Origin of the sequence: Staphylococcus felis, from assembly GCF_003012915.1 — a bacterium.
GTDB classification, from domain to species: Bacteria; Bacillota; Bacilli; order Staphylococcales; family Staphylococcaceae; genus Staphylococcus; species Staphylococcus felis.
This window is the reverse complement of the sequence record NZ_CP027770.1, coordinates 378,931-401,006: the sequence shown is the minus strand read 5'-3', so window position 1 is coordinate 401,006 and position 22,076 is coordinate 378,931. Positions and strand designations below refer to the sequence as shown.

The 22,076-nt window shown below is 37.9% G+C and carries 21 protein-coding genes and 1 other annotated feature; of the genes, 20 read left to right on the top strand and 1 reads right to left on the bottom strand.

Annotated elements, in window-relative coordinates; genetic code table 11:
* The first annotated feature begins 12 nt into the window (after positions 1 to 12).
* The 19 genes from C7J90_RS01985 to tuf all read left to right on the top strand — a co-directional run bounded on the left by C7J90_RS01985 (position 13) and on the right by tuf (position 19,282).
* Entirely contained in the window at positions 13 to 363 is a 351-nt protein-coding gene (locus C7J90_RS01985; protein ID WP_167389007.1) for a Mini-ribonuclease 3, read from the top strand.
* Between the two features lie 8 nt (positions 364 to 371).
* Entirely contained in the window at positions 372 to 1,121 is a 750-nt protein-coding gene (rlmB, locus tag C7J90_RS01980; protein ID WP_103207181.1) for a 23S rRNA (guanosine(2251)-2'-O)-methyltransferase RlmB, read from the top strand.
* Between the two features lie 3 nt (positions 1,122 to 1,124).
* The gene (locus tag C7J90_RS01975; protein WP_103207183.1) at positions 1,125 to 1,649 is read left to right on the top strand and encodes an NYN domain-containing protein; all 525 of its coding nucleotides are present in this window, start codon (positions 1,125 to 1,127) and stop codon (positions 1,647 to 1,649) included.
* Between the two features lie 74 nt (positions 1,650 to 1,723).
* Positions 1,724 to 2,305, top strand: a complete 582-nt coding sequence (locus C7J90_RS01970; RefSeq protein ID WP_103207184.1) for an RNA polymerase sigma factor — start codon at positions 1,724 to 1,726, stop codon at positions 2,303 to 2,305.
* 51 nt (positions 2,306 to 2,356) lie between these two features.
* On the top strand, positions 2,357 to 2,500 hold the full coding sequence (rpmG, locus tag C7J90_RS01965) for a 50S ribosomal protein L33 (RefSeq protein ID WP_103207186.1): 144 nt from the start codon (positions 2,357 to 2,359) through the stop codon (positions 2,498 to 2,500).
* 17 nt (positions 2,501 to 2,517) lie between these two features.
* Entirely contained in the window at positions 2,518 to 2,697 is a 180-nt protein-coding gene (gene secE, locus C7J90_RS01960; protein ID WP_103207187.1) for a preprotein translocase subunit SecE, read from the top strand.
* Between the two features lie 17 nt (positions 2,698 to 2,714).
* Complete coding sequence (nusG, locus tag C7J90_RS01955; RefSeq protein WP_103207189.1) at positions 2,715 to 3,263, top strand: transcription termination/antitermination protein NusG; 549 nt, start codon at positions 2,715 to 2,717, stop codon at positions 3,261 to 3,263.
* 170 nt (positions 3,264 to 3,433) lie between these two features.
* On the top strand, positions 3,434 to 3,856 hold the full coding sequence (gene rplK / locus C7J90_RS01950; protein WP_103207190.1) for a 50S ribosomal protein L11: 423 nt from the start codon (positions 3,434 to 3,436) through the stop codon (positions 3,854 to 3,856).
* A gap of 316 nt (positions 3,857 to 4,172) precedes the next feature.
* On the top strand, positions 4,173 to 4,868 hold the full coding sequence (gene rplA, locus C7J90_RS01945; RefSeq protein WP_103207192.1) for a 50S ribosomal protein L1: 696 nt from the start codon (positions 4,173 to 4,175) through the stop codon (positions 4,866 to 4,868).
* Between the two features lie 59 nt (positions 4,869 to 4,927).
* Positions 4,928 to 5,069, top strand: a sequence feature (ribosomal protein L10 leader region).
* Positions 5,070 to 5,117: 48 nt separating this feature from the next.
* Complete coding sequence (rplJ, locus tag C7J90_RS01940; RefSeq protein WP_103207193.1) at positions 5,118 to 5,624, top strand: 50S ribosomal protein L10; 507 nt, start codon at positions 5,118 to 5,120, stop codon at positions 5,622 to 5,624.
* Between the two features lie 36 nt (positions 5,625 to 5,660).
* The gene (gene rplL / locus C7J90_RS01935; protein ID WP_103207195.1) at positions 5,661 to 6,026 is read left to right on the top strand and encodes a 50S ribosomal protein L7/L12; all 366 of its coding nucleotides are present in this window, start codon (positions 5,661 to 5,663) and stop codon (positions 6,024 to 6,026) included.
* 83 nt (positions 6,027 to 6,109) lie between these two features.
* Complete coding sequence (locus C7J90_RS01930) at positions 6,110 to 6,718, top strand: class I SAM-dependent methyltransferase (RefSeq protein ID WP_103207196.1); 609 nt, start codon at positions 6,110 to 6,112, stop codon at positions 6,716 to 6,718.
* 212 nt (positions 6,719 to 6,930) lie between these two features.
* Positions 6,931 to 10,482, top strand: coding sequence for a DNA-directed RNA polymerase subunit beta (gene rpoB, locus C7J90_RS01925; RefSeq protein WP_103207198.1), 3,552 nt, complete (start codon positions 6,931 to 6,933; stop codon positions 10,480 to 10,482).
* Between the two features lie 143 nt (positions 10,483 to 10,625).
* Positions 10,626 to 14,240, top strand: coding sequence for a DNA-directed RNA polymerase subunit beta' (rpoC, locus tag C7J90_RS01920; RefSeq protein ID WP_103207199.1), 3,615 nt, complete (start codon positions 10,626 to 10,628; stop codon positions 14,238 to 14,240).
* Between the two features lie 151 nt (positions 14,241 to 14,391).
* Complete coding sequence (locus tag C7J90_RS01915; RefSeq protein ID WP_103207201.1) at positions 14,392 to 14,646, top strand: ribosomal L7Ae/L30e/S12e/Gadd45 family protein; 255 nt, start codon at positions 14,392 to 14,394, stop codon at positions 14,644 to 14,646.
* A gap of 94 nt (positions 14,647 to 14,740) precedes the next feature.
* Positions 14,741 to 15,154, top strand: coding sequence for a 30S ribosomal protein S12 (rpsL, locus tag C7J90_RS01910; protein ID WP_103207203.1), 414 nt, complete (start codon positions 14,741 to 14,743; stop codon positions 15,152 to 15,154).
* Positions 15,155 to 15,236: 82 nt separating this feature from the next.
* Positions 15,237 to 15,707, top strand: coding sequence for a 30S ribosomal protein S7 (gene rpsG, locus C7J90_RS01905; RefSeq protein WP_103207204.1), 471 nt, complete (start codon positions 15,237 to 15,239; stop codon positions 15,705 to 15,707).
* 147 nt (positions 15,708 to 15,854) lie between these two features.
* Complete coding sequence (gene fusA / locus C7J90_RS01900) at positions 15,855 to 17,936, top strand: elongation factor G (protein ID WP_103207206.1); 2,082 nt, start codon at positions 15,855 to 15,857, stop codon at positions 17,934 to 17,936.
* 158 nt (positions 17,937 to 18,094) lie between these two features.
* Positions 18,095 to 19,282, top strand: coding sequence for an elongation factor Tu (gene tuf / locus C7J90_RS01895; protein WP_103207207.1), 1,188 nt, complete (start codon positions 18,095 to 18,097; stop codon positions 19,280 to 19,282).
* Between the two features lie 124 nt (positions 19,283 to 19,406).
* Here tuf and C7J90_RS01890 read toward each other — a convergent pair whose 3' ends face one another.
* Positions 19,407 to 20,576 carry an amidohydrolase gene (locus C7J90_RS01890; protein WP_103207209.1) on the bottom strand — a complete coding sequence of 390 codons (1,170 nt, stop codon included), beginning with the start codon at positions 20,574 to 20,576 and terminating at the stop codon, positions 19,407 to 19,409.
* 108 nt (positions 20,577 to 20,684) lie between these two features.
* Here C7J90_RS01890 and C7J90_RS01885 point away from each other — a divergent pair, with 108 nt between their 5' ends.
* Positions 20,685 to 21,872: a glycine C-acetyltransferase gene (locus tag C7J90_RS01885; RefSeq protein ID WP_103207210.1), complete on the top strand. Its 1,188-nt coding sequence runs from the start codon at positions 20,685 to 20,687 to the stop codon at positions 21,870 to 21,872.
* Positions 21,873 to 22,076 lie beyond the last annotated feature (204 nt).

The window sequence follows — 22,076 nt, the reverse complement described above, 5'->3', positions numbered from 1 at the left end:
TCTTTAGCGTATATGGGTGACGCCGTACTTGATCAATATGTGAGAAAATATATCGTTTTAAAGTTAAAAAGTAAACCTAATCGTTTGCACCAAGAAGCTAAGCGATATGTGTCAGCTAAAAGTCAGGCGAAAACATTAGCACAATTCATGGACAATCAATGGTTTACAGAAGAAGAATTGGATATTATCAAGCGTGGTCGTAATGCGAAAAGTTACACAAAAGCTAAAAATACAGACATTCAAACGTATCGTAAAAGTTCAGGTTTAGAAGCGATTATTGGCTTTTTATATTTGGACGAACGCTCAGAACGTTTAGAATTATTGTTACAAACCATCATAAAGTATGTAGAAGAAAGGGGTTGAAAGTGTCAATGGATCAAGAAATAATTGTAGGACGTCACGCAGTCAAAGAGGCACTAATGAGTGGACATGCGATCAATAAAATTTTAATTCAAGAAGGCGTTAAGAAACAACAGATTGATGATATTTTAAAAAAAGCAAAATCTCTAAAACTTGTTGTCCAAACTGTGCCGAAATCTAAATTAGATTTTATCTCAGATGCCCCACATCAAGGTGTCGCTGCGTATATTGCGCCATATGAATATAAGGCGTTGCAAGACTTCTTAAACGAAACAGCACAAAAAGAAAGTTTATCTACAGTTATAATTTTAGATGGATTAGAAGATCCGCATAATTTAGGCTCCATATTAAGGACAGCAGATGCTACTGGCGTTGATGGAATTATTATTCCAAAACGTCGCTCGGTGGCCTTGACACAGGTTGTTGCAAAAGCATCCACAGGAGCCATTCAACATGTACCAGTTATAAGGGTAACGAACCTTTCACAAACAATAGATGAACTGAAAGAGAAGGGTTACTGGATTGCTGGGACAGAGGCAAATCATGCTACAGATTATAGACAGATGCAAGTAGATATGCCACTAGCTATTGTCATTGGCAGCGAAGGTCATGGCATGAGTCGACGGGTTAAAGAGAAATGTGATTTTTACATTAAAATTCCAATGGTAGGTCACGTGAATAGTCTGAATGCATCTGTTGCAGCAAGCTTAATGATGTATGAAGTCTTGCGTAAACGTCAGCCCATTGGTGGTGAAAATTAAACGATGAAGGATTATTACGTCATTATTGATGGTTATAATATGATAGGGCATTCACAAGAGCTCACTGCGGTGGCAAAAGAAAGTTTAGAAGAAGCACGTGAACAGCTTTTGATCGAAATTGCTAATTACAATGCAGTCGTTAAAGGCAAAATTATTTGTGTATTCGATGCTTATGAGCAAGGAACCCCTCAAACTGAAACGGTGTATCACGGTGTGCAGGTCATATTTACGAAAGAAAATGAAACAGCAGATAGCTTTATTGAGCGCTTCGTCTACAATACTTATAATAAACACACAACGCATATTACAGTTGTAACAAGTGATATGAGCGAGCAGCATGCTATTTTCGGAACAGGCGCTTATCGATTATCATCACGTGAAATGTGGAGACACCTCAAAGAAAACAAAGATACCGTTTCAAAATCGATGACAAATATTGAGTCTACAAAGCCAAGAACACGTATTCAACTCACAGAAGACGTGCTGACTGAATTTGAGAAAATCAGACGAGGTCGCCATCAAGAATAGTCATTTAGTAGCCTTGATTTTTCAATGCTTTAATAGATATGATAGTAAAAATTGATTAAAGCGGAGGAAACTTGATGACATATTTCCGGTATTTTGATCGCCACCTTCCATCTGATTCCGACCCATATCAATATGACTTTTTAATTAAGCATATTGCGATACTTGCCCAAAAAGGTATGAAAGACTACAGTATACGACCTTGTGATTATGATGACATGGTTCAAGAAGCAGTATGGGCCATTTATGAAAAATTAAAGCAAAAGAATTTTCACAATGACATTCCAATTGACCATTACATTAACAGGGCGGTTCATATGAGAAAAGTAGATTATCGACGTCGAAAGTTACGCCATATTGAGCGCCATACGGATTATGTTAATGAGCAGTCAACGCAATTATATTTAAAAATGCAAAGCCAATCTTATAGTACCGAAGATCAATTATATGCTGATGATATTAAAGCGTGTATTGAGCGTCATTTTAATGAAATGAGTTCATTTGAAACACAAGTATTTAATTATTTGGTGAAAGAATGGACGCCTATTGAGATTGCAACACATTTGAATGTCAAAAATAAGCAAGTATACAATGCAATATATCGAATACGTCGTAAATTAAAGAAGGTTTTAAGAACTGAAAACTTGTTTGACAATTGAATGTAAACTTATGTATAGTAAATTGGTATTATGGGAGTAAGGTGAGTTGGTTTGAAAAAAGTACCTTTAAATTGTGAAACGTGTGGAAACAGGAACTATCATGTACCAAAATCTCCAAATCGTAATAAGAGACTTGAGCTTAAAAAATTTTGTATGACTTGTAACACGCACACATTGCATAAAGAATCTAAATAGATGGAGGGAAAATGACTATGGCGAAAAAGGAAAATTTCTTCCAAGGTGTTAAGTCTGAAATGGAAAAGACAAGTTGGCCGACTGGTCCGGAATTGGTTAAATATACAACTATTGTAGTTTTTACAGTATTGTTCTTTTTAGTTTTTTTCTATGGATTAGATGTTGGAATTGGCCAGCTAATCGAAATGATAAAATAGAGTGAGGAGTTGTCAACATGTCTGAAGAGTTAGGGGCTAAACGTTGGTATGCAGTTCATACCTACTCTGGCTATGAAAATAAAGTAAAACAAAATTTGCAAAAACGTGTTGAATCAATGAATATGACTGAACAAATCTTTAGAGTTGTGATTCCTGAAGAAGAAGAAACACAGGTTAAAGATGGTAAAGCGAAGAAATTGATGAAAAAGACATTCCCAGGATATGTACTTGTTGAATTAATTATGACAGATGAGTCTTGGTATGTTGTTCGAAATACACCAGGTGTAACAGGTTTTGTTGGTTCAGCTGGAGCAGGATCAAAACCCAATCCGCTTTTACCAGATGAAGTGAGATTTATCTTAAAGCAAATGGGAATGAAGGAAAAAACAATCGATGTTGAAGTTGATTTAGGTGAACAAGTTCGTATTACATCAGGTCCATTTGCAAATCAAGTTGGTGAAATTAGCGAAATCGAAGCAGATAAATTTAAGTTAACGGTTTTAGTTGATATGTTCGGTAGAGAAACACCTGTCGAAGTTGAATTTGACCAAATTGAGAAACTTTAAAATTGAGCATGAAGAAAAAGAATTCAAAAATGATGTTGTAATATGACAATGTAAGTGTTATAATAACGAGGTCGCGCATTTATAGCGCTACATTTCGTCACGAAATGTTATGAGTGGGAGGGCAATAATGAGCCCTGTGACCACATCACGATATCAAGGAGGTGCACATCGTGGCTAAAAAAGTAGAAAAAGTTGTTAAATTACAAATTCCAGCAGGTAAAGCAAACCCAGCACCACCAGTTGGTCCTGCATTAGGTCAAGCCGGTGTGAACATTATGGCTTTCACAAAGGAATTTAATGCACGTACTCAAGAGCAAGCAGGTTTAATCATTCCAGTTGAAATTTATGTATATGAAGATCGTTCATTTACATTTATTACAAAAACACCACCTGCAGCAGTATTACTTAAAAAAGCAGCTGGTATTGAAAAAGGTTCAGGTGAACCAAACAAAAACAAAGTTGCTACTGTAACTAAAGATCAAGTACGTGAAATTGCTCAAACAAAAATGCCTGACTTAAACGCTGCTGATGAAGAAGCGGCTATGCGTATTGTTGAAGGTACAGCACGTAGCATGGGTATTGTTGTTGAGTAATCTCGACACATACACAACCAATTGAAACTATAAATTTTAAACGTAAATCGCGCATGACTTTGTAACAAACGAGGTTACGACTCAAAAGGACTCCTTTGAAAGCTGATAATCAGTTTTAGTCTAACTTCATGTTTAGCGCAAAGAGGATGGGACCAACAATCCCATCCATAAAAATGTATAGCGATAAAAGGTAATATGTGGCATCAAAGAGGTGCTACATATTATGAACGGGACTCACATTTTGTGAATGAAACAATTCTATCCCGTTCCAAATGTGGGAGGACATTCCGATAAAACCACTAAAGGAGGAAAAAAGATGGCTAAAAAAGGTAAAAAGTATCAAGAAGCAATTAGCAAAATTGATCGTCAAGCAGTCTATTCAGTTGAAGAAGCAATCAGCTTAGCTAAAGAAACATCAATTGCTAACTTTGATGCTTCAGTTGAAGTGGCGTTCCGTTTAGGAATTGATACACGTAAAAACGATCAGCAAATCCGTGGAGCAGTTGTATTACCACATGGTACTGGTAAATCGCAACGTGTATTAGTATTTGCTAAAGGTGATAAAATTGCAGAAGCAGAAGCAGCAGGTGCTGACTATGTTGGCGATGCAGAATACGTTAACAAAATCCAACAAGGTTGGTTTGATTTTGACGTAGTTGTTGCAACACCTGACATGATGGGTGAAGTTGGTAAATTAGGTCGTGTATTAGGACCTAAAGGTTTAATGCCAAACCCTAAAACTGGTACAGTGACGATGGATGTTAAAAAAGCAGTCGAAGAAATCAAAGCTGGTAAAGTAGAATACCGTGCAGAAAAAGCAGGTATTGTTCACGCTTCTATTGGTAAAGTATCATTTGATACTGACAAATTAGTAGAAAACTTCAAAACTTTACAAGATGTATTAACTAAAGCTAAACCAGCATCAGCTAAAGGTACTTACTTTAAATCTGTTGCAGTGACAACGACAATGGGTCCTGGTGTTAAAGTTGATACAGCTAGCTTTAAATTATAATATATTGCATTAAAACTATCAAAAACGGTTGACATATTACACGAAAACCGGTATATTAAATTTTGTTGAATATTTTACCTAAGACAGTAGGAGTTCTTTATTGAACTTAAACGCTTATCCTACCGAGGCTAAATTGACTTGAACGTGAAAAACATTCAAGCACTTTTTGCCGAGGGTAAAAAGTGCTTTTTTATTTGAGTGAATACTCGGATAGATAAAGCACCAAAACTTATCTATGGAGGTGTCTAAATGTCTAAGATTATCGAAGCGAAAAAACAACATGTTGATGTTATCGCTGAACAACTTAAAAGCTCTGTATCAACAGTAGTTGTTGACTACCGTGGTTTAACAGTTGCTGAAGTAACAGAATTACGTAAGCAATTACGTGAAGCTGGCGTTCAGTACAAAGTATACAAAAACACAATGTTACGTCGTGCAGCTGAACAAGCTGGTATTGAAGGATTAGATGAGTTTTTAACTGGTCCAACAGCAGTAGCATTCACTACTGAAGACGTTGTAGCGCCAGCTAAGGTTATTGCTGGTTTTGCAAAAGAACATGAAGCTTTAGAAATTAAGACAGGTGTAATGGAAGGTAACGTTATCTCTGCTGAAGAAGTTAAAACAGTGGGTTCACTACCATCACACGAAGGTCTTGTATCAATGCTTCTTTCTGTATTACAAGCTCCAATCCGCAACTTCGCTTATGCGGTTAAAGCTGTTGGAGAAGACAAAGAAAACGCAGAAAACGCTGAATAATTTATAAAAAACCTAAAAAAATTGGAGGAATTTTAAATGGCTAATCAAGAGCAAATCATTGAAGCAATTAAAGAAATGTCAGTATTAGAATTAAATGACTTAGTTAAAGCAATCGAAGAAGAATTTGGTGTAACAGCAGCAGCTCCAGTTGCAGCAGCAGGTGCAGCAGGCGGAGACGCAGCAGCAGAAAAAACTGAATTTGATGTTGAATTAACTTCAGCTGGATCATCAAAAATCAAAGTTGTTAAAGCAGTTAAAGAAGCAACTGGTTTAGGCTTAAAAGATGCTAAAGAATTAGTTGACGGCGCTCCAAGCGTAATCAAAGAAGCTATGCCTAAAGAAGAAGCTGAAAAACTTAAAGAACAATTAGAAGAAGTTGGCGCTTCTGTAGAATTAAAATAATTCATTGATAAGTGAAAAACCCGCTATTCTTAAGTGATAGCGGGTTTTTGAATATATACAACAATATAAAAGAGGTGTGACATATGAGTCATTATTATGATGCACATCCTGATGTAGAAACGAACGAAAAAAACATACAATACCATTATCATCAACATACTTTGAACCTTGTAACAGATACAGGTGTTTTCTCAAGAGATAAGGTTGATTTTGGTTCAGACTTATTAATTCAAACTTTCTTGCGTGAACATCCGCCTGGTCAAACTAAAGAGATTGCAGATGTTGGCTGTGGATATGGTCCAATTGGTTTAATGTTAGCAAAAGTTGCACCACATGATCATGTGACCTTGTTGGATGTTAATAGACGTGCATTAGGCTTAGCGCAAAAAAATGCTAGCCACAATGCAATTCAAAACGTTTCGATTCAAGAAAGTGATGGATTAACAGCAATTGAAAGAGCATCGTGTGATTACATTTTGACTAATCCGCCTATACGCGCTGGAAAAAAGGTCGTACATCAAATTTTAGAAGATGCTTTTATAAAGTTAAAAACACAAGGTGCGTTATATGTTGTGATTCAAAAGAAACAAGGTATGCCATCTGCTAAAAAGAAAATGGACGAAGTATTTGGTAACGTAGAATCAATTGCCAACCAAAAAGGTTATCATATATTAAAAAGCGTAAAACCTTGATTTTATTTTGTAGTTATGATAAAGTATTAAGATGAAAAAATTATGTTCAATAAGTGTGTACTTTTACGGTTAAAGTTTCATTGTAACATTCATAAATAAACTGTCAGAATAGAAAATGGTGTCATCGTATTTCATGTGCTACCGTTTTCTTTTTGTCTTGTTACATGAACGTTACCAACAAGTATGACACAATTTTCGAGGGGTGAATCTGTTTGGCAGGTCAATTTGTCCAATATGGAAGACATCGTAAACGTAGAAACTATGCAAGAATCTCAGAAGTTTTAGAGTTACCAAACCTTATAGAGATTCAAACTAAATCTTATGACTGGTTTTTAAAAGAAGGTCTTTTGGAAATGTTTAGAGACATTTCACCGATTGAAGACTTTACTGGAAATCTTTCGCTAGAGTTTGTTGATTATCGACTAGGCGAGCCTAAATATGATTTAGAAGAATCAAAAAACCGTGATGCGACTTATGCTGCACCATTACGTGTAAAAGTACGCCTTATTATTAAGGAAACAGGCGAAGTTAAAGATCAAGAAGTATTCATGGGTGATTTCCCATTGATGACTGAGACAGGAACATTCGTTATTAATGGGGCTGAACGTGTTATCGTATCGCAATTAGTACGTTCACCATCAGTCTACTTCAATGAAAAATTAGATAAAAATGGGCGTGTGAATTATGATGCAACTGTCATCCCTAACCGTGGTGCTTGGTTAGAGTATGAAACTGATGCAAAAGATGTCGTATACGTCCGCATTGATAGAACACGTAAATTACCATTAACAGTCTTATTACGTGCATTAGGTTATTCAACTGACCAAGAAATCATTGAGCTTATTGGTGATAACGAATACTTACGTAACACATTAGAAAAAGATAATACTGAAAATACAGAGCAAGCTTTATTAGAAATATATGAACGTTTACGTCCAGGTGAACCACCTACAGTTGAAAACGCGAAGAGCTTATTATATTCACGCTTTTTCGATCCAAAGCGCTATGATTTAGCAAGTGTAGGACGCTATAAAACAAATAAAAAATTACACTTAAAGCATCGTTTGTTTAATCAAAAACTTGCTGAACCTATCGTTAATACTGAAACTGGGGAAATTGTGGCTGAGGAAGGCACAGTGTTAGATCGTCGCAAATTAGACGAAATCATGGATGTGCTTGAGTCAAATGCAAATGCGCAAGTTTACGAACTTCCAAATAGTATTGTAGATGAACCAGTTGAAGTTCAATCTATCAAAGTTTATGTACCAAATGATGATGAAGAGCGTACAACAACAGTGATCGGAAACGCATTTCCAGACTCTGCTGTCAAATGTATCACACCAGCTGATATCGTTGCTTCAATGTCTTATTTCTTCAATTTATTACATGGTATCGGTTATACGGATGACATTGATCATCTTGGAAATCGTCGTCTTCGTTCTGTTGGTGAGTTACTACAAAACCAATTCCGTATTGGTTTATCAAGAATGGAACGTGTCGTACGCGAAAGAATGTCTATTCAAGATACTGACTCTATTACACCACAGCAGTTGATTAATATTCGCCCTGTAATTGCGTCTATTAAAGAGTTCTTTGGTAGTTCTCAATTGTCTCAATTCATGGATCAAGCTAACCCGCTAGCTGAGTTGACGCATAAACGTCGTCTATCCGCATTAGGACCTGGTGGTTTAACGAGAGAACGTGCACAGATGGAAGTGCGTGACGTTCACTACTCTCACTATGGTCGCATGTGTCCTATTGAAACGCCAGAGGGGCCGAACATCGGATTAATCAACTCATTATCAAGTTATGCACGTGTTAACGAATTTGGATTTATCGAAACACCATATCGTAAAGTCGATCTTGAGACAAATAAAATTACAGACCAAATTGACTATCTTACAGCTGATGAAGAAGATAGTTATGTTGTTGCACAAGCAAACGCACGATTAGACGAAGAAGGCCGTTTCTTGGATGACGAGATTGTATGTCGTTTCCGCGGAAACAATACAACGATGGCCAAAGAAAAAATGGACTACATGGACGTATCGCCTAAGCAAGTCGTTTCTGCTGCGACGGCATGTATCCCATTCTTAGAAAACGATGACTCTAACCGTGCATTAATGGGTGCGAACATGCAACGTCAAGCTGTACCTTTAATGAATCCCGAATCACCATTTGTTGGGACAGGAATGGAACACGTTGCTGCACGTGATTCTGGTGCTGCAGTTATCTGTAAAAACCGTGGTCGCGTTGAGCATGTGCAATCGAGCGAAATCTTAGTACGTCGTCTTATTGATGATAATGGACAAGAAGTTGACGGTGAATTAGATCGTTATCCTTTAGCTAAATTTAAACGTTCTAACTCAGGGACATGTTATAACCAAAGACCGATTATTGCAGCGGGAGATATCGTTGAAAAAGGCGAAATCTTAGCTGATGGACCTTCTATGGAACTTGGAGAGATGGCGTTAGGTCGTAACGTTGTTGTTGGCTTCATGACATGGGACGGTTATAACTATGAAGATGCTGTTATTATGAGTGAACGTCTTGTGAAAGATGACGTATACACATCTATTCATATTGAAGAGTATGAATCTGAGGCACGTGATACAAAGTTAGGGCCTGAAGAAATCACGCGCGATATTCCTAACGTATCTGAAAGTGCGTTGAAAAACTTAGACGATCGAGGCATTGTTTATGTCGGTGCTGAAGTCAAAGATGGAGATATTCTTGTTGGTAAAGTAACGCCAAAAGGTGTGACAGAATTAACGGCTGAAGAACGTTTATTACATGCTATCTTCGGTGAGAAAGCACGTGAAGTACGTGATACATCATTACGTGTACCACACGGTGCCGGTGGTATTGTGCTAGATGTTAAAGTGTTTAATCGTGAAGAAGGCGACGACTCATTATCACCAGGTGTGAACCAACTCGTGCGCGTTTATATCGTACAAAAACGTAAAATCCATGTTGGGGATAAGATGTGTGGTCGTCACGGTAACAAAGGTGTCATCTCTAAAATCGTACCAGAAGAAGATATGCCTTATTTACCAGACGGACGCCCGATTGACATCATGTTAAACCCACTTGGTGTACCATCTCGTATGAATATCGGACAAGTATTAGAGTTGCACTTAGGTATGGCCGCGAAAAACTTAGGTATTCATGTTGCTTCTCCAGTATTTGATGGTGCTAACGATGATGACGTATGGTCAACAATTGAAGAAGCAGGTATGGCACGTGACGGTAAAACCGTTTTATACGATGGTCGTACTGGTGAGCCGTTTGACAACCGTATCTCTGTTGGTGTGATGTACATGTTGAAACTTGCGCACATGGTTGATGATAAACTTCACGCGCGTTCAACTGGACCGTACTCACTCGTCACACAACAACCATTAGGTGGTAAAGCGCAGTTCGGTGGTCAAAGATTTGGTGAGATGGAGGTATGGGCACTTGAAGCATATGGTGCAGCATACACATTACAAGAAATCTTAACTTACAAATCTGATGACACTGTAGGACGCGTGAAAACTTACGAAGCTATTGTTAAAGGCGAAAACATTACAAGACCAAGCGTTCCAGAGTCATTCCGAGTATTGATGAAAGAATTACAAAGTTTAGGTCTTGACGTTAAAGTGATGGATGAACAAGACAACGAAATTGAAATGCGCGACTTAGGTGATGATGATGTACCAGATCGCAAAATCAATGTTCAACAGTCAAGTGTTCCAGAATCACAAATTGAAACAAACGAATAATAGTGTATACCCGAGACAGTGTAGGAAGAGGTAAGGGTTCGTGCTAAAGCATGACCTTATCTCGACATCCTACATCAATCGCATTGATATATAGTGAATCAATCAAATAGCTCAGCTAATTTAAACTAAAGGAGGTAGGCTCCTTGATTGATGTAAATAAATTCCATTACATGAAAATAGGACTCGCTTCACCTGAAAAAATCCGTTCTTGGTCATATGGTGAGGTAAAAAAACCTGAAACAATTAACTATAGAACTTTGAAACCTGAAAAAGACGGTCTATTCTGTGAGAGAATTTTTGGGCCGACTAAAGACTGGGAATGTAGTTGTGGTAAGTACAAACGTGTACGTTATAAAGGTATGATTTGTGACCGCTGTGGTGTGGAGGTTACAAAATCTAAAGTACGTCGTGAGAGAATGGGGCACATTGAACTTGCTGCACCTGTATCTCATATTTGGTATTTTAAAGGAATCCCAAGTCGTATGGGATTGCTTTTAGATATGTCACCACGTGCATTAGAGGAAGTCATTTATTTTGCATCTTACGTTGTTGTTGATCCAGGCCCAACTGGGTTAGAAAAGAAAACATTACTATCAGAAGCTGAATTCCGTGAGTACTACGATAAATTCCCTGGTCAATTCACTGCCAAAATGGGTGCAGAAGGAATTAAAGACTTACTAAATGAAATTAATTTAGATGAAGAGCTTAAATTTTTACGTGAAGAACTTGAATCTGCAACAGGACAACGTTTAACACGTGCCATTAAGCGTTTAGAAGTTGTAGAATCATTCCGTAATTCAGGGAACAATCCTGCGTGGATGATTTTGGATGTACTTCCAATTATCCCACCTGAAATCCGTCCAATGGTTCAACTTGATGGAGGTCGTTTTGCGACAAGTGACTTAAACGATTTATACCGCCGTGTGATTAACCGTAACAATCGTTTGAAACGTTTACTTGATTTAGGTGCGCCTGGCATCATCGTTCAAAACGAAAAGCGTATGCTACAAGAGGCGGTAGATGCTCTGATTGATAACGGTCGTCGTGGTCGTCCGGTAACTGGACCAGGTAACCGTCCATTAAAATCGTTATCACACATGTTAAAAGGGAAGCAAGGTCGTTTCCGTCAAAACTTATTAGGTAAGCGTGTTGACTATTCTGGTCGTTCTGTTATCGCAGTAGGTCCAAGCCTGAAAATGTACCAATGTGGTTTGCCTAAAGAAATGGCATTAGAGCTATTCAAACCATTTGTAATGAAAGAATTAGTGCAACGTGAAATTGCAACGAATATCAAAAATGCTAAAAGTAAAATCGAACGTACGGAAGATGAAGTATGGGACGTTTTAGAAGACGTGATTATTGAACACCCAGTATTACTTAACCGTGCGCCAACATTACACAGACTTGGTATCCAAGCCTTTGAACCAACATTAGTAGAAGGCCGTGCAATCCGTTTACATCCACTTGTAACAACAGCTTATAACGCCGACTTTGATGGTGACCAAATGGCTGTTCACGTACCATTGTCAAAAGAAGCACAAGCTGAAGCGCGTATGTTAATGCTTGCTGCACAAAATATCTTGAACCCTAAAGATGGTAAGCCAGTTGTAACACCATCACAAGACATGGTATTAGGTAACTATTATTTAACATTAGAGCGTAAAGACGCTGTCAATACAGGTATGATTTTCAATGATACGAACGAAGTGTTAAAAGCCTATGCAAATGGTCATGTACACTTACACACTCGTATCGGTGTACATGCTGCATCATTCAACAACCCAACATTTACAGAAGAACAAAAGCGCAAACTTTTAATGACTTCTGTAGGTAAGATTATATTCAATGAAATCATTCCGGATTCGTTTGCTTATATTAACGAACCAACGGCTGAAAACTTAGAACATAGTACGCCAGATAAGTACTTTGTTGATCCTTCAGAACTAGGTGAAGGTGGTCTAGCTGAGTACTTCGAAAACCTTGAATTAGTTAAGCCATTTAATAAAGGGTTCTTAGGAAAAATTATCGCTGAAGTATTTAACCGATTCAGTATCACTGATACGTCAATGATGCTTGACTTAATGAAAGACTTAGGATTCAAGTATTCATCTAAAGCAGGTATTACAGTAGGTGTTGCAGACATCGTTGTATTACCAGACAAACAAGAAATTTTAGATGAATCAGAAAAGCGCGTTGAAAGTGTTCAAAAGCAATTTAACCGTGGTCTTTTAACAGAAGAAGAACGATACAATGCTGTTATTGAAATTTGGACAAATGCAAAAGATAGAATTCAAGAGAAACTGATGAAATCCCTTGATAAAACAAACCCTATCTTTATGATGAGTGACTCTGGTGCCCGTGGTAACGCATCTAACTTTACGCAACTTGCAGGTATGCGTGGTTTAATGGCGGCACCATCAGGTAAAATTATCGAACTTCCAATCACATCGTCATTCCGTGAAGGTTTAACAGTATTAGAGTACTTCATCTCAACACACGGTGCGCGTAAAGGTCTTGCCGATACAGCTCTTAAAACAGCGGACTCAGGTTACCTTACTCGACGTCTTGTTGATGTGGCACAAGATGTTATTGTCCGCGAAGAAGATTGTGGTACAGATCGCGGATTACTTGTATCTGATATTAAAGAAGGTACAGAAATGATCGAACCATTTATCGAGCGTATTGAAGGACGTTATTCAAAAGAAACAGTTCGTCACCCAGAAACTGATAAAGTGATTATTCGTCCTGATGAACTTATTACACCAGATATCGCAAAAGAGATTACAGATGCAGGTATTGAAGAAATGTACATTCGATCTGCCTTCACATGTAACACACGTCATGGTGTATGTGAAAAATGTTACGGTAAAAACTTAGCAACTGGTGAAAAAGTTGAAGTGGGTGAGGCAGTTGGTACTATTGCTGCTCAATCTATCGGTGAGCCAGGTACACAATTAACAATGCGTACATTCCATACTGGTGGGGTAGCCGGTAGCGATATCACGCAAGGTTTACCGCGTATTCAAGAGATTTTTGAAGCACGTAATCCTAAAGGACAAGCTGTTATTACTGAAATCGAAGGTGTTATCGATAACATTACAGTTGGTAAAGACAGACAACAAGAGATTGTTGTTAAAGGTGCTAACGAAACACTGTCTTATATGGCTCCGGGTGCTTCACGTCTTAAAGTTGAAATTGGTCAATCTGTAGAGCGCGGTGAAGCATTAACAGAAGGGTCAATTGAACCTAAAAATTACTTATCAGTCGCTGGTTTAACAGCAACTGAAACGTACTTATTAAAAGAGGTTCAAAAAGTTTACCGTATGCAAGGGGTAGAAATTGACGACAAACACGTTGAAGTCATGGTACGTCAAATGTTACGTAAAGTTCGTATTATCGAAGCTGGCGATACAAAATTATTACCAGGTTCTCTTGTTGATATTCACAACTTTACAGATGCAAACCGCGAAGCATTTAAAGAGCGTAAACGCCCTGCAACAGCAAAACCAGTATTATTAGGTATTACAAAAGCGTCTCTTGAGACAGAAAGTTTCTTATCAGCAGCGTCATTCCAAGAAACAACGCGTGTACTTACAGATGCAGCTATCAAAGGTAAGCGTGATGATTTACTTGGACTTAAAGAAAACGTTATTATCGGTAAGCTAATTCCAGCTGGTACAGGTATGAAACGTTACAGTGGCGTAGAATTAGAAGAAGAGAAAAAAACTGAAGAACTTGAACAAGTCATTGTAGATTAATACTAGGTGAAGGCATGAGCATTTTCATGTTCTCATGCCTTCATCTTTCAAAAATGAGTTTGTCGATTTTTGATATAAACTATTGACGTGAACTTCTGTCAATGGTAATATAGTAAAGGTTGATGCAAGCAGTACTTTGGAGGATATGTAAATGTCTAATGAAAAAGTCGCACGCTTAAACAAACAAGCTTACGTTGTTGGCTTAAAGGAAACTTTAAAAGCATTAAAGCAACAACGTGTCAGTCAATTGATTATTGCAAAAAATGTCGATATTCATTTACTGGCGCGCGTGTTAAGCTTTGCCAATCAAAACAAGATACCTATTGAGTTCTTTTCAAGTCAACATGCGCTTGGAGAATGTTTTGGTATAAATGTAAAGGCAACCGTTGTTGCTTTGTTAAAATGAACTTAGTAAGTATACGCTTACTAAATTTTATTTAACCTAAAAATGAACCACCTGGATGTGTGGGATTAAGAAATGAAGAGAGGAGGAATTTGAAATGCCTACTATTAATCAATTAGTACGTAAACCAAGAAGAAGTAAAACTAAAAAATCTGACTCACCAGCTTTAAACAGAGGTTTTAACAGTCAGAAAAAACAATTTACTCAATTAAATTCACCACAAAAACGTGGCGTATGTACTCGTGTTGGTACAATGACACCAAAGAAACCGAACTCAGCATTACGTAAATATGCACGTGTTCGTTTATCTAACAACATCGAAATCAACGCATACATTCCTGGTATCGGCCATAACTTACAAGAGCACAGTGTTGTACTTGTACGTGGCGGACGTGTAAAAGACTTACCTGGTGTACGTTACCATATCGTACGTGGTGCATTAGATACTTCAGGTGTTGAAGGACGTATGCAAGGCCGTTCATTATACGGTACTAAAAAACCTAAGAAATAAGGTTAAAATATTGTAAATATATACAATATGCCATGACTGATAGATTATAAATATACTATAATAGGAAGGGAGGACTTGTGTTATGCCTCGTAAAGGATCAGTACCTAAAAGAGATGTGTTACCAGATCCAATTCACAACTCTAAGTTAGTCACAAAATTAATCAATAAGATTATGTTAGATGGTAAACGTGGAACAGCTCAACGTATTCTTTATTCTGCATTCGACTTAGTGCAAGAACGCTCAGGTCGTGACGCATTAGAAGTATTTGAAGAAGCAATCAACAACATTATGCCAGTACTTGAAGTTAAAGCTCGTCGTGTAGGGGGTTCTAACTACCAAGTACCTGTAGAAGTTCGTCCAGAGCGTCGTACTACTTTAGGTTTACGTTGGTTAGTGAACTATGCGCGTCTTCGTGGTGAAAAAACTATGGAAGAGCGTTTAGCTAACGAAATCTTAGACGCAGCAAACAACGTTGGTGGCGCAGTTAAAAAACGTGAAGACACTCACAAAATGGCTGAAGCTAACAAAGCATTCGCTCATTATCGTTGGTAAGATAAAAGCTAAATCCCTGAGCAGTTATCACTTAAATGGTTCTCATCAACACGTTGCATAACTTATTGATGTGTTATCCCGTGAATGCTTAGGGTAGAGCTATATCTATTTATATTATCCTATATTTTGGAAGGAGAAAGAATACCCATGGGAAGAGACTTTTCTTTGAAAAACACGCGTAATATCGGTATCATGGCGCACATTGATGCTGGTAAAACGACTACTACTGAACGTATTCTTTATTACACTGGACGTATCCACAAAATTGGTGAAACACATGAAGGTGCTTCACAAATGGACTGGATGGAACAAGAGCAAGACCGTGGTATTACAATCACATCAGCTGCAACTACAGCTGCATGGAATGACCACCGTGTAAACATCATCGACACACCTGGACACGTAGACTTCACTGTTGAAGTTGAGCGTTCATTACGTGTACTTGATGGTGCTGTAACAGTACTTGATGCACAATCAGGTGTAGAACCTCAAACTGAAACAGTTTGGCGTCAAGCAACAACTTACGGTGTACCACGTATCGTATTTGTCAACAAAATGGACAAAATGGGTGCAAACTTTGAATATTCAGTTAGCACTTTACACGATCGTTTAAATGCAAATGCTGCTCCTATCCAATTACCAATCGGTGCTGAAGATGAATTCGAAGCAATCATTGACTTAGTTACAATGAAATGTTTTAAATATAACAATGACTTAGGAACAGAAATTGAAGAAATTGAAATTCCTGAAGATCATCGTGAGCGTGCAGAAGAAGCACGTGAAACATTAATTGAAGCTGTTGCTGAAACAAACGAAGAATTAATGGAAAAAATCTTCAGTGAAGAAGAAATCACTGTTGATGAACTTAAAGATGCGATTCGTAAAGCAACAACTGATGTTGAATTCTACCCTGTATTATGTGGTACAGCATTCAAAAACAAAGGTGTTCAATTAATGTTAGACGCAGTAATCGACTACTTACCATCTCCATTAGATGTTAAGCCAATCGTTGGTCACCGCGCTGATGACCCTGAACAAGAAGTTATCGCTAAAGCAGATGACGATGCAGAATTTGCTGCATTGGCATTTAAAGTTATGACTGACCCTTATGTTGGTAAGTTAACATTCTTCCGTGTGTACTCAGGTACATTAACTTCAGGTTCTTACGTTAAGAACTCAACTAAAGGTAAACGTGAACGTGTAGGTCGTATCCTACAAATGCACGCGAACTCACGTGAAGAAATCAGCACAGTATACTCAGGGGATATTGCTGCTGCAGTAGGTCTTAAAGAGACTGGTACAGGTGATACGCTTTGCGGAGAGAAAAATGACATCATCCTTGAGTCAATGGAATTCCCAGAGCCAGTTATTCACTTATCAGTTGAACCAAAATCTAAAGCTGACCAAGATAAAATGACTCAAGCGCTTGTTAAACTTCAAGAAGAAGACCCAACATTTAAAGCGCATACTGACGAAGAAACTGGTCAAGTTATCATTGGTGGTATGGGTGAGCTTCACCTTGACATCATTGTTGACCGTATGAAAAAAGAATTCAACGTTGAAGCTAACGTAGGTGCACCAATGGTATCTTACCGTGAAACATTCAAACAAGGTGCATCTGTTCAAGGTAAATTCTCTCGTCAATCTGGTGGTCGTGGTCAATACGGTGACGTTCATATCGAATTCACACCTAACGAAACAGGTGCAGGTTTCGAATTCGAAAACGCTATCGTTGGTGGTGTAGTTCCACGTGAATACATTCCATCAGTTGAACAAGGTCTTAAAGATGCAATGGAAAACGGTGTATTAGCAGGTTATCCGTTAATCGATGTTAAAGCTAAATTATTTGATGGTTCATACCACGATGTCGACTCATCTGAAATGGCCTTCAAAATTGCTGCATCATTAGCACTTAAAGAAGCCGCTAAAAAATGTGATCCAGTCATCTTAGAACCAATGATGAAAGTTACAATCGAAATGCCTGAAGAATACATGGGTGACATCATGGGTGACGTTACTGCTCGTCGTGGACGTGTAGATGGTATGGAACCTCGTGGTAACGCGCAAGTGGTTAACGCTTTTGTACCACTTTCAGAAATGTTCGGTTATGCAACTTCATTACGTTCAAACACTCAAGGTCGCGGTACGTACACAATGTACTTTGATCATTACGCAGAAGTTCCTAAATCAATTTCTGAAGAGATCATTAAAAAGAACAAAGGTGAGTAATAGTTTATCTATTTGTTAAGCTATATTATCCTTGTTTATAAATTGATTTTTACTGTAAAATGATTTATAAAGGAATAAAGATAATCTATCTCATGTTGGTGAGTAACTTTCATGAGTGATAATAATTTAATTCTTAATTGAAGAGGAGAGATTTTATAATGGCTAAAGAAAAATTCGATCGTTCATTAGAACATGCCAATATCGGAACTATCGGTCACGTTGACCATGGTAAAACAACATTAACAGCTGCTATCGCAACTGTATTAGCGAAAAATGGTGACACTGTAGCACAATCATACGACATGATTGACAACGCTCCAGAAGAAAAAGAACGTGGTATCACAATCAATACATCACATATTGAGTACCAAACTGACAAACGTCACTATGCTCACGTTGACTGCCCAGGTCACGCTGACTACGTTAAAAACATGATCACTGGTGCTGCTCAAATGGACGGTGGTATCTTAGTAGTATCTGCTGCTGACGGTCCAATGCCACAAACTCGTGAACACATCCTTTTATCACGTAACGTTGGTGTACCAGCATTAGTTGTATTCTTAAACAAAGTTGACATGGTTGACGATGAAGAATTATTAGAATTAGTTGAAATGGAAGTTCGTGACTTATTATCTGAATACGACTTCCCAGGTGATGACGTACCTGTAATCGCTGGTTCAGCATTAAAAGCTTTAGAAGGCGACGCTGAATACGAAGCTAAAATCTTAGAATTAATGGAAGCTGTAGACACTTACATTCCAACTCCAGAACGTGATTCTGACAAGCCATTCATGATGCCAGTTGAGGACGTATTCTCAATCACTGGTCGTGGTACTGTTGCAACAGGCCGTGTTGAACGTGGTCAAATCAAAGTTGGTGAAGAAGTTGAAATCATCGGTTTAACTGAACAATCTTCTAAAACAACTGTTACTGGTGTAGAAATGTTCCGTAAGTTATTAGACTACGCTGAAGCTGGTGACAACATCGGTGCATTATTACGTGGTGTTGCTCGTGAAGACATCAACCGTGGACAAGTTTTAGCTGCTCCTGGTTCAATCACACCACACACAAAATTTAAAGCAGAAGTTTACGTATTATCAAAAGACGAAGGTGGACGTCACACGCCATTCTTCTCTAACTACCGCCCACAATTCTATTTCCGTACTACTGACGTAACTGGTGTAGTTAACTTACCAGAAGGTACAGAAATGGTTATGCCTGGCGATAACGTTGAAATGGAAGTTGAATTAATTTCTCCAATCGCTATCGAAGACGGTACACGTTTCTCAATCCGTGAAGGTGGACGTACTGTAGGATCAGGCGTTGTTACTGAAATCCACGAATAATCTCTATCTTTACTAAAAAGAGTTGGCTTAATGCCAACTCTTTTTTTGTACTTATATTTTGTTTTAAAGCATATGCGAAGATGATAGAAGATTTTATGTTATATTCGTATCAATTAAAATGAGATTATACTAAGACATTTTCAGATTCGAGTATTTTCATAAAAGTGCTTACGGCATATTTCATCGCGGACTCATCAATATCAAAATATGGACTATGATGTGGCCAATCACTGTTTTTCTCATGATTACCACATCCAGTCAGAAAGAAAGCCCCTGGACGTGCTTTGAGATAAAAAGAGAAATCTTCACCTACCATCATTAAGTCCGCTTTATTGAACCTAAAGTTTAGAGCATTTGCTGCATTTTGAATATGCTCAACAGGTTTTTCATGATTGTAGACCGGGAGATAGCCTTTTACATAATCGAATTCATATGTTATGTCATTAGCAAGTGCCAAACCTTGTAAAAGTTTATCCATTTTATAATGAACATGCTCTTGGACTTCAGGCTCAAAAGTGCGTACGGTTCCTCTACAAAAAGCAAAATCAGGAATGACGTTGTCAGCTTCACCCGCTTCAATTTTCCCGAATGAAATCACAGCTTGTTTGACTGGATCCAATGTACGTGAAACAATTTTTTGTGTGCTCAATATGAATTCGGCTAAAATGACGATGGGATCAATTGTTTCGTGAGGTTTAGCACCGTGTCCACCTTTACCATGAATAGTAATATTAAATTCATCAGGTTGTGCCATCATAGGGCCAGAACGGGTATGAATGGTTCCTGTAGGGTAGCCACTCCATAAATGATTGCCATATATTCGGTCAACACCGACAAGAGCATTATCTGCAATCATTTGTTGTGCGCCACCAGGCATCAGCTCTTCGCCATATTGAAATATTAAAACGACATCTCCTTTTAATTGTGCTTGGTGTTCGTGAAGTAGCTCTGCGACTGCGAGTAAAATAGCAGTATGCCCGTCATGTCCGCACGCATGCATCACACCTGGAATCTTTGACTTATAAGGCACTGCTTTTAAATCTTCAATTGGCAGTGCGTCAAAATCTGCTCGAAATGCAATAGTAGGCCCATCTTCTTGACCTTTTATTCTAGCAATTATCCCATTTTCACCCACTTGATCGTTCATTTCAAAGTTGAGTTTTTCAAGGTGTTGTACAATGAATTGATGCGTGTGATGTTCTTGGAATGACAATTCGGGGTATTGATGCAAGTAACGACGTGTTTGAATCATAAACGGTTCTTTTTCGTAGGCTTTTTGAAACCAATCAGTCAATTTCAATCTCTCCTTGTAGTGTAATAGATTTATTATACACTTGCTTTGAAGTTTGTTCAAAATGCGTTATGATAAGGTTGAGTTATAAAAATGAAAGGGGAATAAATCGTGGTACAGAAGTTACATGATTTTCTTGATGAAAATATTAATGACTTAAAAGAAAATGGGCTATACAACGAAATCGATACAATTGAAGGTGCAAATGGCCCAGAAATCAAAATTAATGGTAAAACATACATCAATTTATCTTCAAATAACTACTTAGGATTGGCAACAAATGAAGATTTAAAAGCAGCTGCTAAAAGTGCAATTGATTCACACGGTGTAGGAGCTGGTGCTGTTCGCACAATCAATGGAACATTAGATGTGCATGACGAACTTGAAAAAACACTTGCAGAGTTTAAAGGTACAGAAGCAGCTATTGCTTATCAGTCAGGTTTTAATTGTAACATGGCAGCCATTTCAGCAGTTATGAATAAAAATGATGCGATTCTGTCAGATGAATTAAATCACGCGTCAATTATTGATGGCTGTCGTTTATCAAAAGCTAAAATTATTCGTGTTAATCATTCAGACATGGATGATTTGCGTCAAAAAGCAAAAGAAGCAGTTGAATCAGGACAATACAACAAAGTCATGTATATTACAGACGGTGTATTTAGTATGGATGGTGATGTTGCCAAATTACCAGAAATTGTAGAAATTTGTGAAGAATACGGTATTATGGTTTATGTTGATGATGCACACGGCTCAGGAGTGATGGGGAAAGGTGCAGGTACAGTGAAGCACTTCGGTTTACAAGATAAAGTAGACTTCCAAATTGGAACATTATCAAAAGCGATTGGTGTCGTTGGTGGTTATGTTGCAGGAACTCAAAAATTAATCGATTGGTTAAAAGTGCAATCACGTCCATTTCTTTTCTCGACGTCACTTGCACCTGGAGATACTAAAGCGATTACAGAGGCAGTGAAAAAGTTAATGGCGTCAACAGAATTGCACGATCAATTATGGGATAATGCTAAATACCTTAAAGAAGGGTTAAATCGTTTAGGCTTTAATACAGGTGAGTCTGAAACACCTATCACACCAGTCATTATCGGTGATGAAAAGAAAACGCAAGCATTTAGTAAACGTTTAATGGATGAAGGGGTCTATGTTAAATCTATCGTATTCCCAACAGTACCTCGTGGCACAGGGCGTGTACGTAATATGCCAACTGCTGCACATACTAAAGAAATGTTAGATGAAGCTTTAGCCGTTTATGAGCGCATTGGTAAAGAATTAGACGTTATTTAATTTAAATATGAAGTGGAATGAGTACTTCGATACCGTAAGTGTTGAAAACATTCCACTTTTTTAATTATTGAGAAATTAAAAAAATTCTAAGTATGTGTGTGTTCAATGTACAAGAAAGCGCTTAATTGTTATAATATACGTGCATTGTGAATGAATGATCATTTGAGAAATACATATGTTTTTATGAGAAAGACAGTTAGGAGA

Coding starts and splice junctions, on each gene's coding strand:
- rplA (WP_103207192.1), top strand. CDS start 4,173: ATGGCTAAAAAAGGTAAAAAGTATCAAGAAGCAATTAGCAAAATTGAT.
- rplL (WP_103207195.1), top strand. CDS start 5,661: ATGGCTAATCAAGAGCAAATCATTGAAGCAATTAAAGAAATGTCAGTA.
- C7J90_RS01915 (WP_103207201.1), top strand. CDS start 14,392: ATGTCTAATGAAAAAGTCGCACGCTTAAACAAACAAGCTTACGTTGTT.
- secE (WP_103207187.1), top strand. CDS start 2,518: ATGGCGAAAAAGGAAAATTTCTTCCAAGGTGTTAAGTCTGAAATGGAA.
- rpsL (WP_103207203.1), top strand. CDS start 14,741: ATGCCTACTATTAATCAATTAGTACGTAAACCAAGAAGAAGTAAAACT.
- C7J90_RS01975 (WP_103207183.1), top strand. CDS start 1,125: ATGAAGGATTATTACGTCATTATTGATGGTTATAATATGATAGGGCAT.
- C7J90_RS01970 (WP_103207184.1), top strand. CDS start 1,724: ATGACATATTTCCGGTATTTTGATCGCCACCTTCCATCTGATTCCGAC.
- tuf (WP_103207207.1), top strand. CDS start 18,095: ATGGCTAAAGAAAAATTCGATCGTTCATTAGAACATGCCAATATCGGA.
- C7J90_RS01985 (WP_167389007.1), top strand. CDS start 13: ATGGGTGACGCCGTACTTGATCAATATGTGAGAAAATATATCGTTTTA.
- rplJ (WP_103207193.1), top strand. CDS start 5,118: ATGTCTAAGATTATCGAAGCGAAAAAACAACATGTTGATGTTATCGCT.
- rpsG (WP_103207204.1), top strand. CDS start 15,237: ATGCCTCGTAAAGGATCAGTACCTAAAAGAGATGTGTTACCAGATCCA.
- fusA (WP_103207206.1), top strand. CDS start 15,855: ATGGGAAGAGACTTTTCTTTGAAAAACACGCGTAATATCGGTATCATG.
- nusG (WP_103207189.1), top strand. CDS start 2,715: ATGTCTGAAGAGTTAGGGGCTAAACGTTGGTATGCAGTTCATACCTAC.
- C7J90_RS01930 (WP_103207196.1), top strand. CDS start 6,110: ATGAGTCATTATTATGATGCACATCCTGATGTAGAAACGAACGAAAAA.
- rlmB (WP_103207181.1), top strand. CDS start 372: ATGGATCAAGAAATAATTGTAGGACGTCACGCAGTCAAAGAGGCACTA.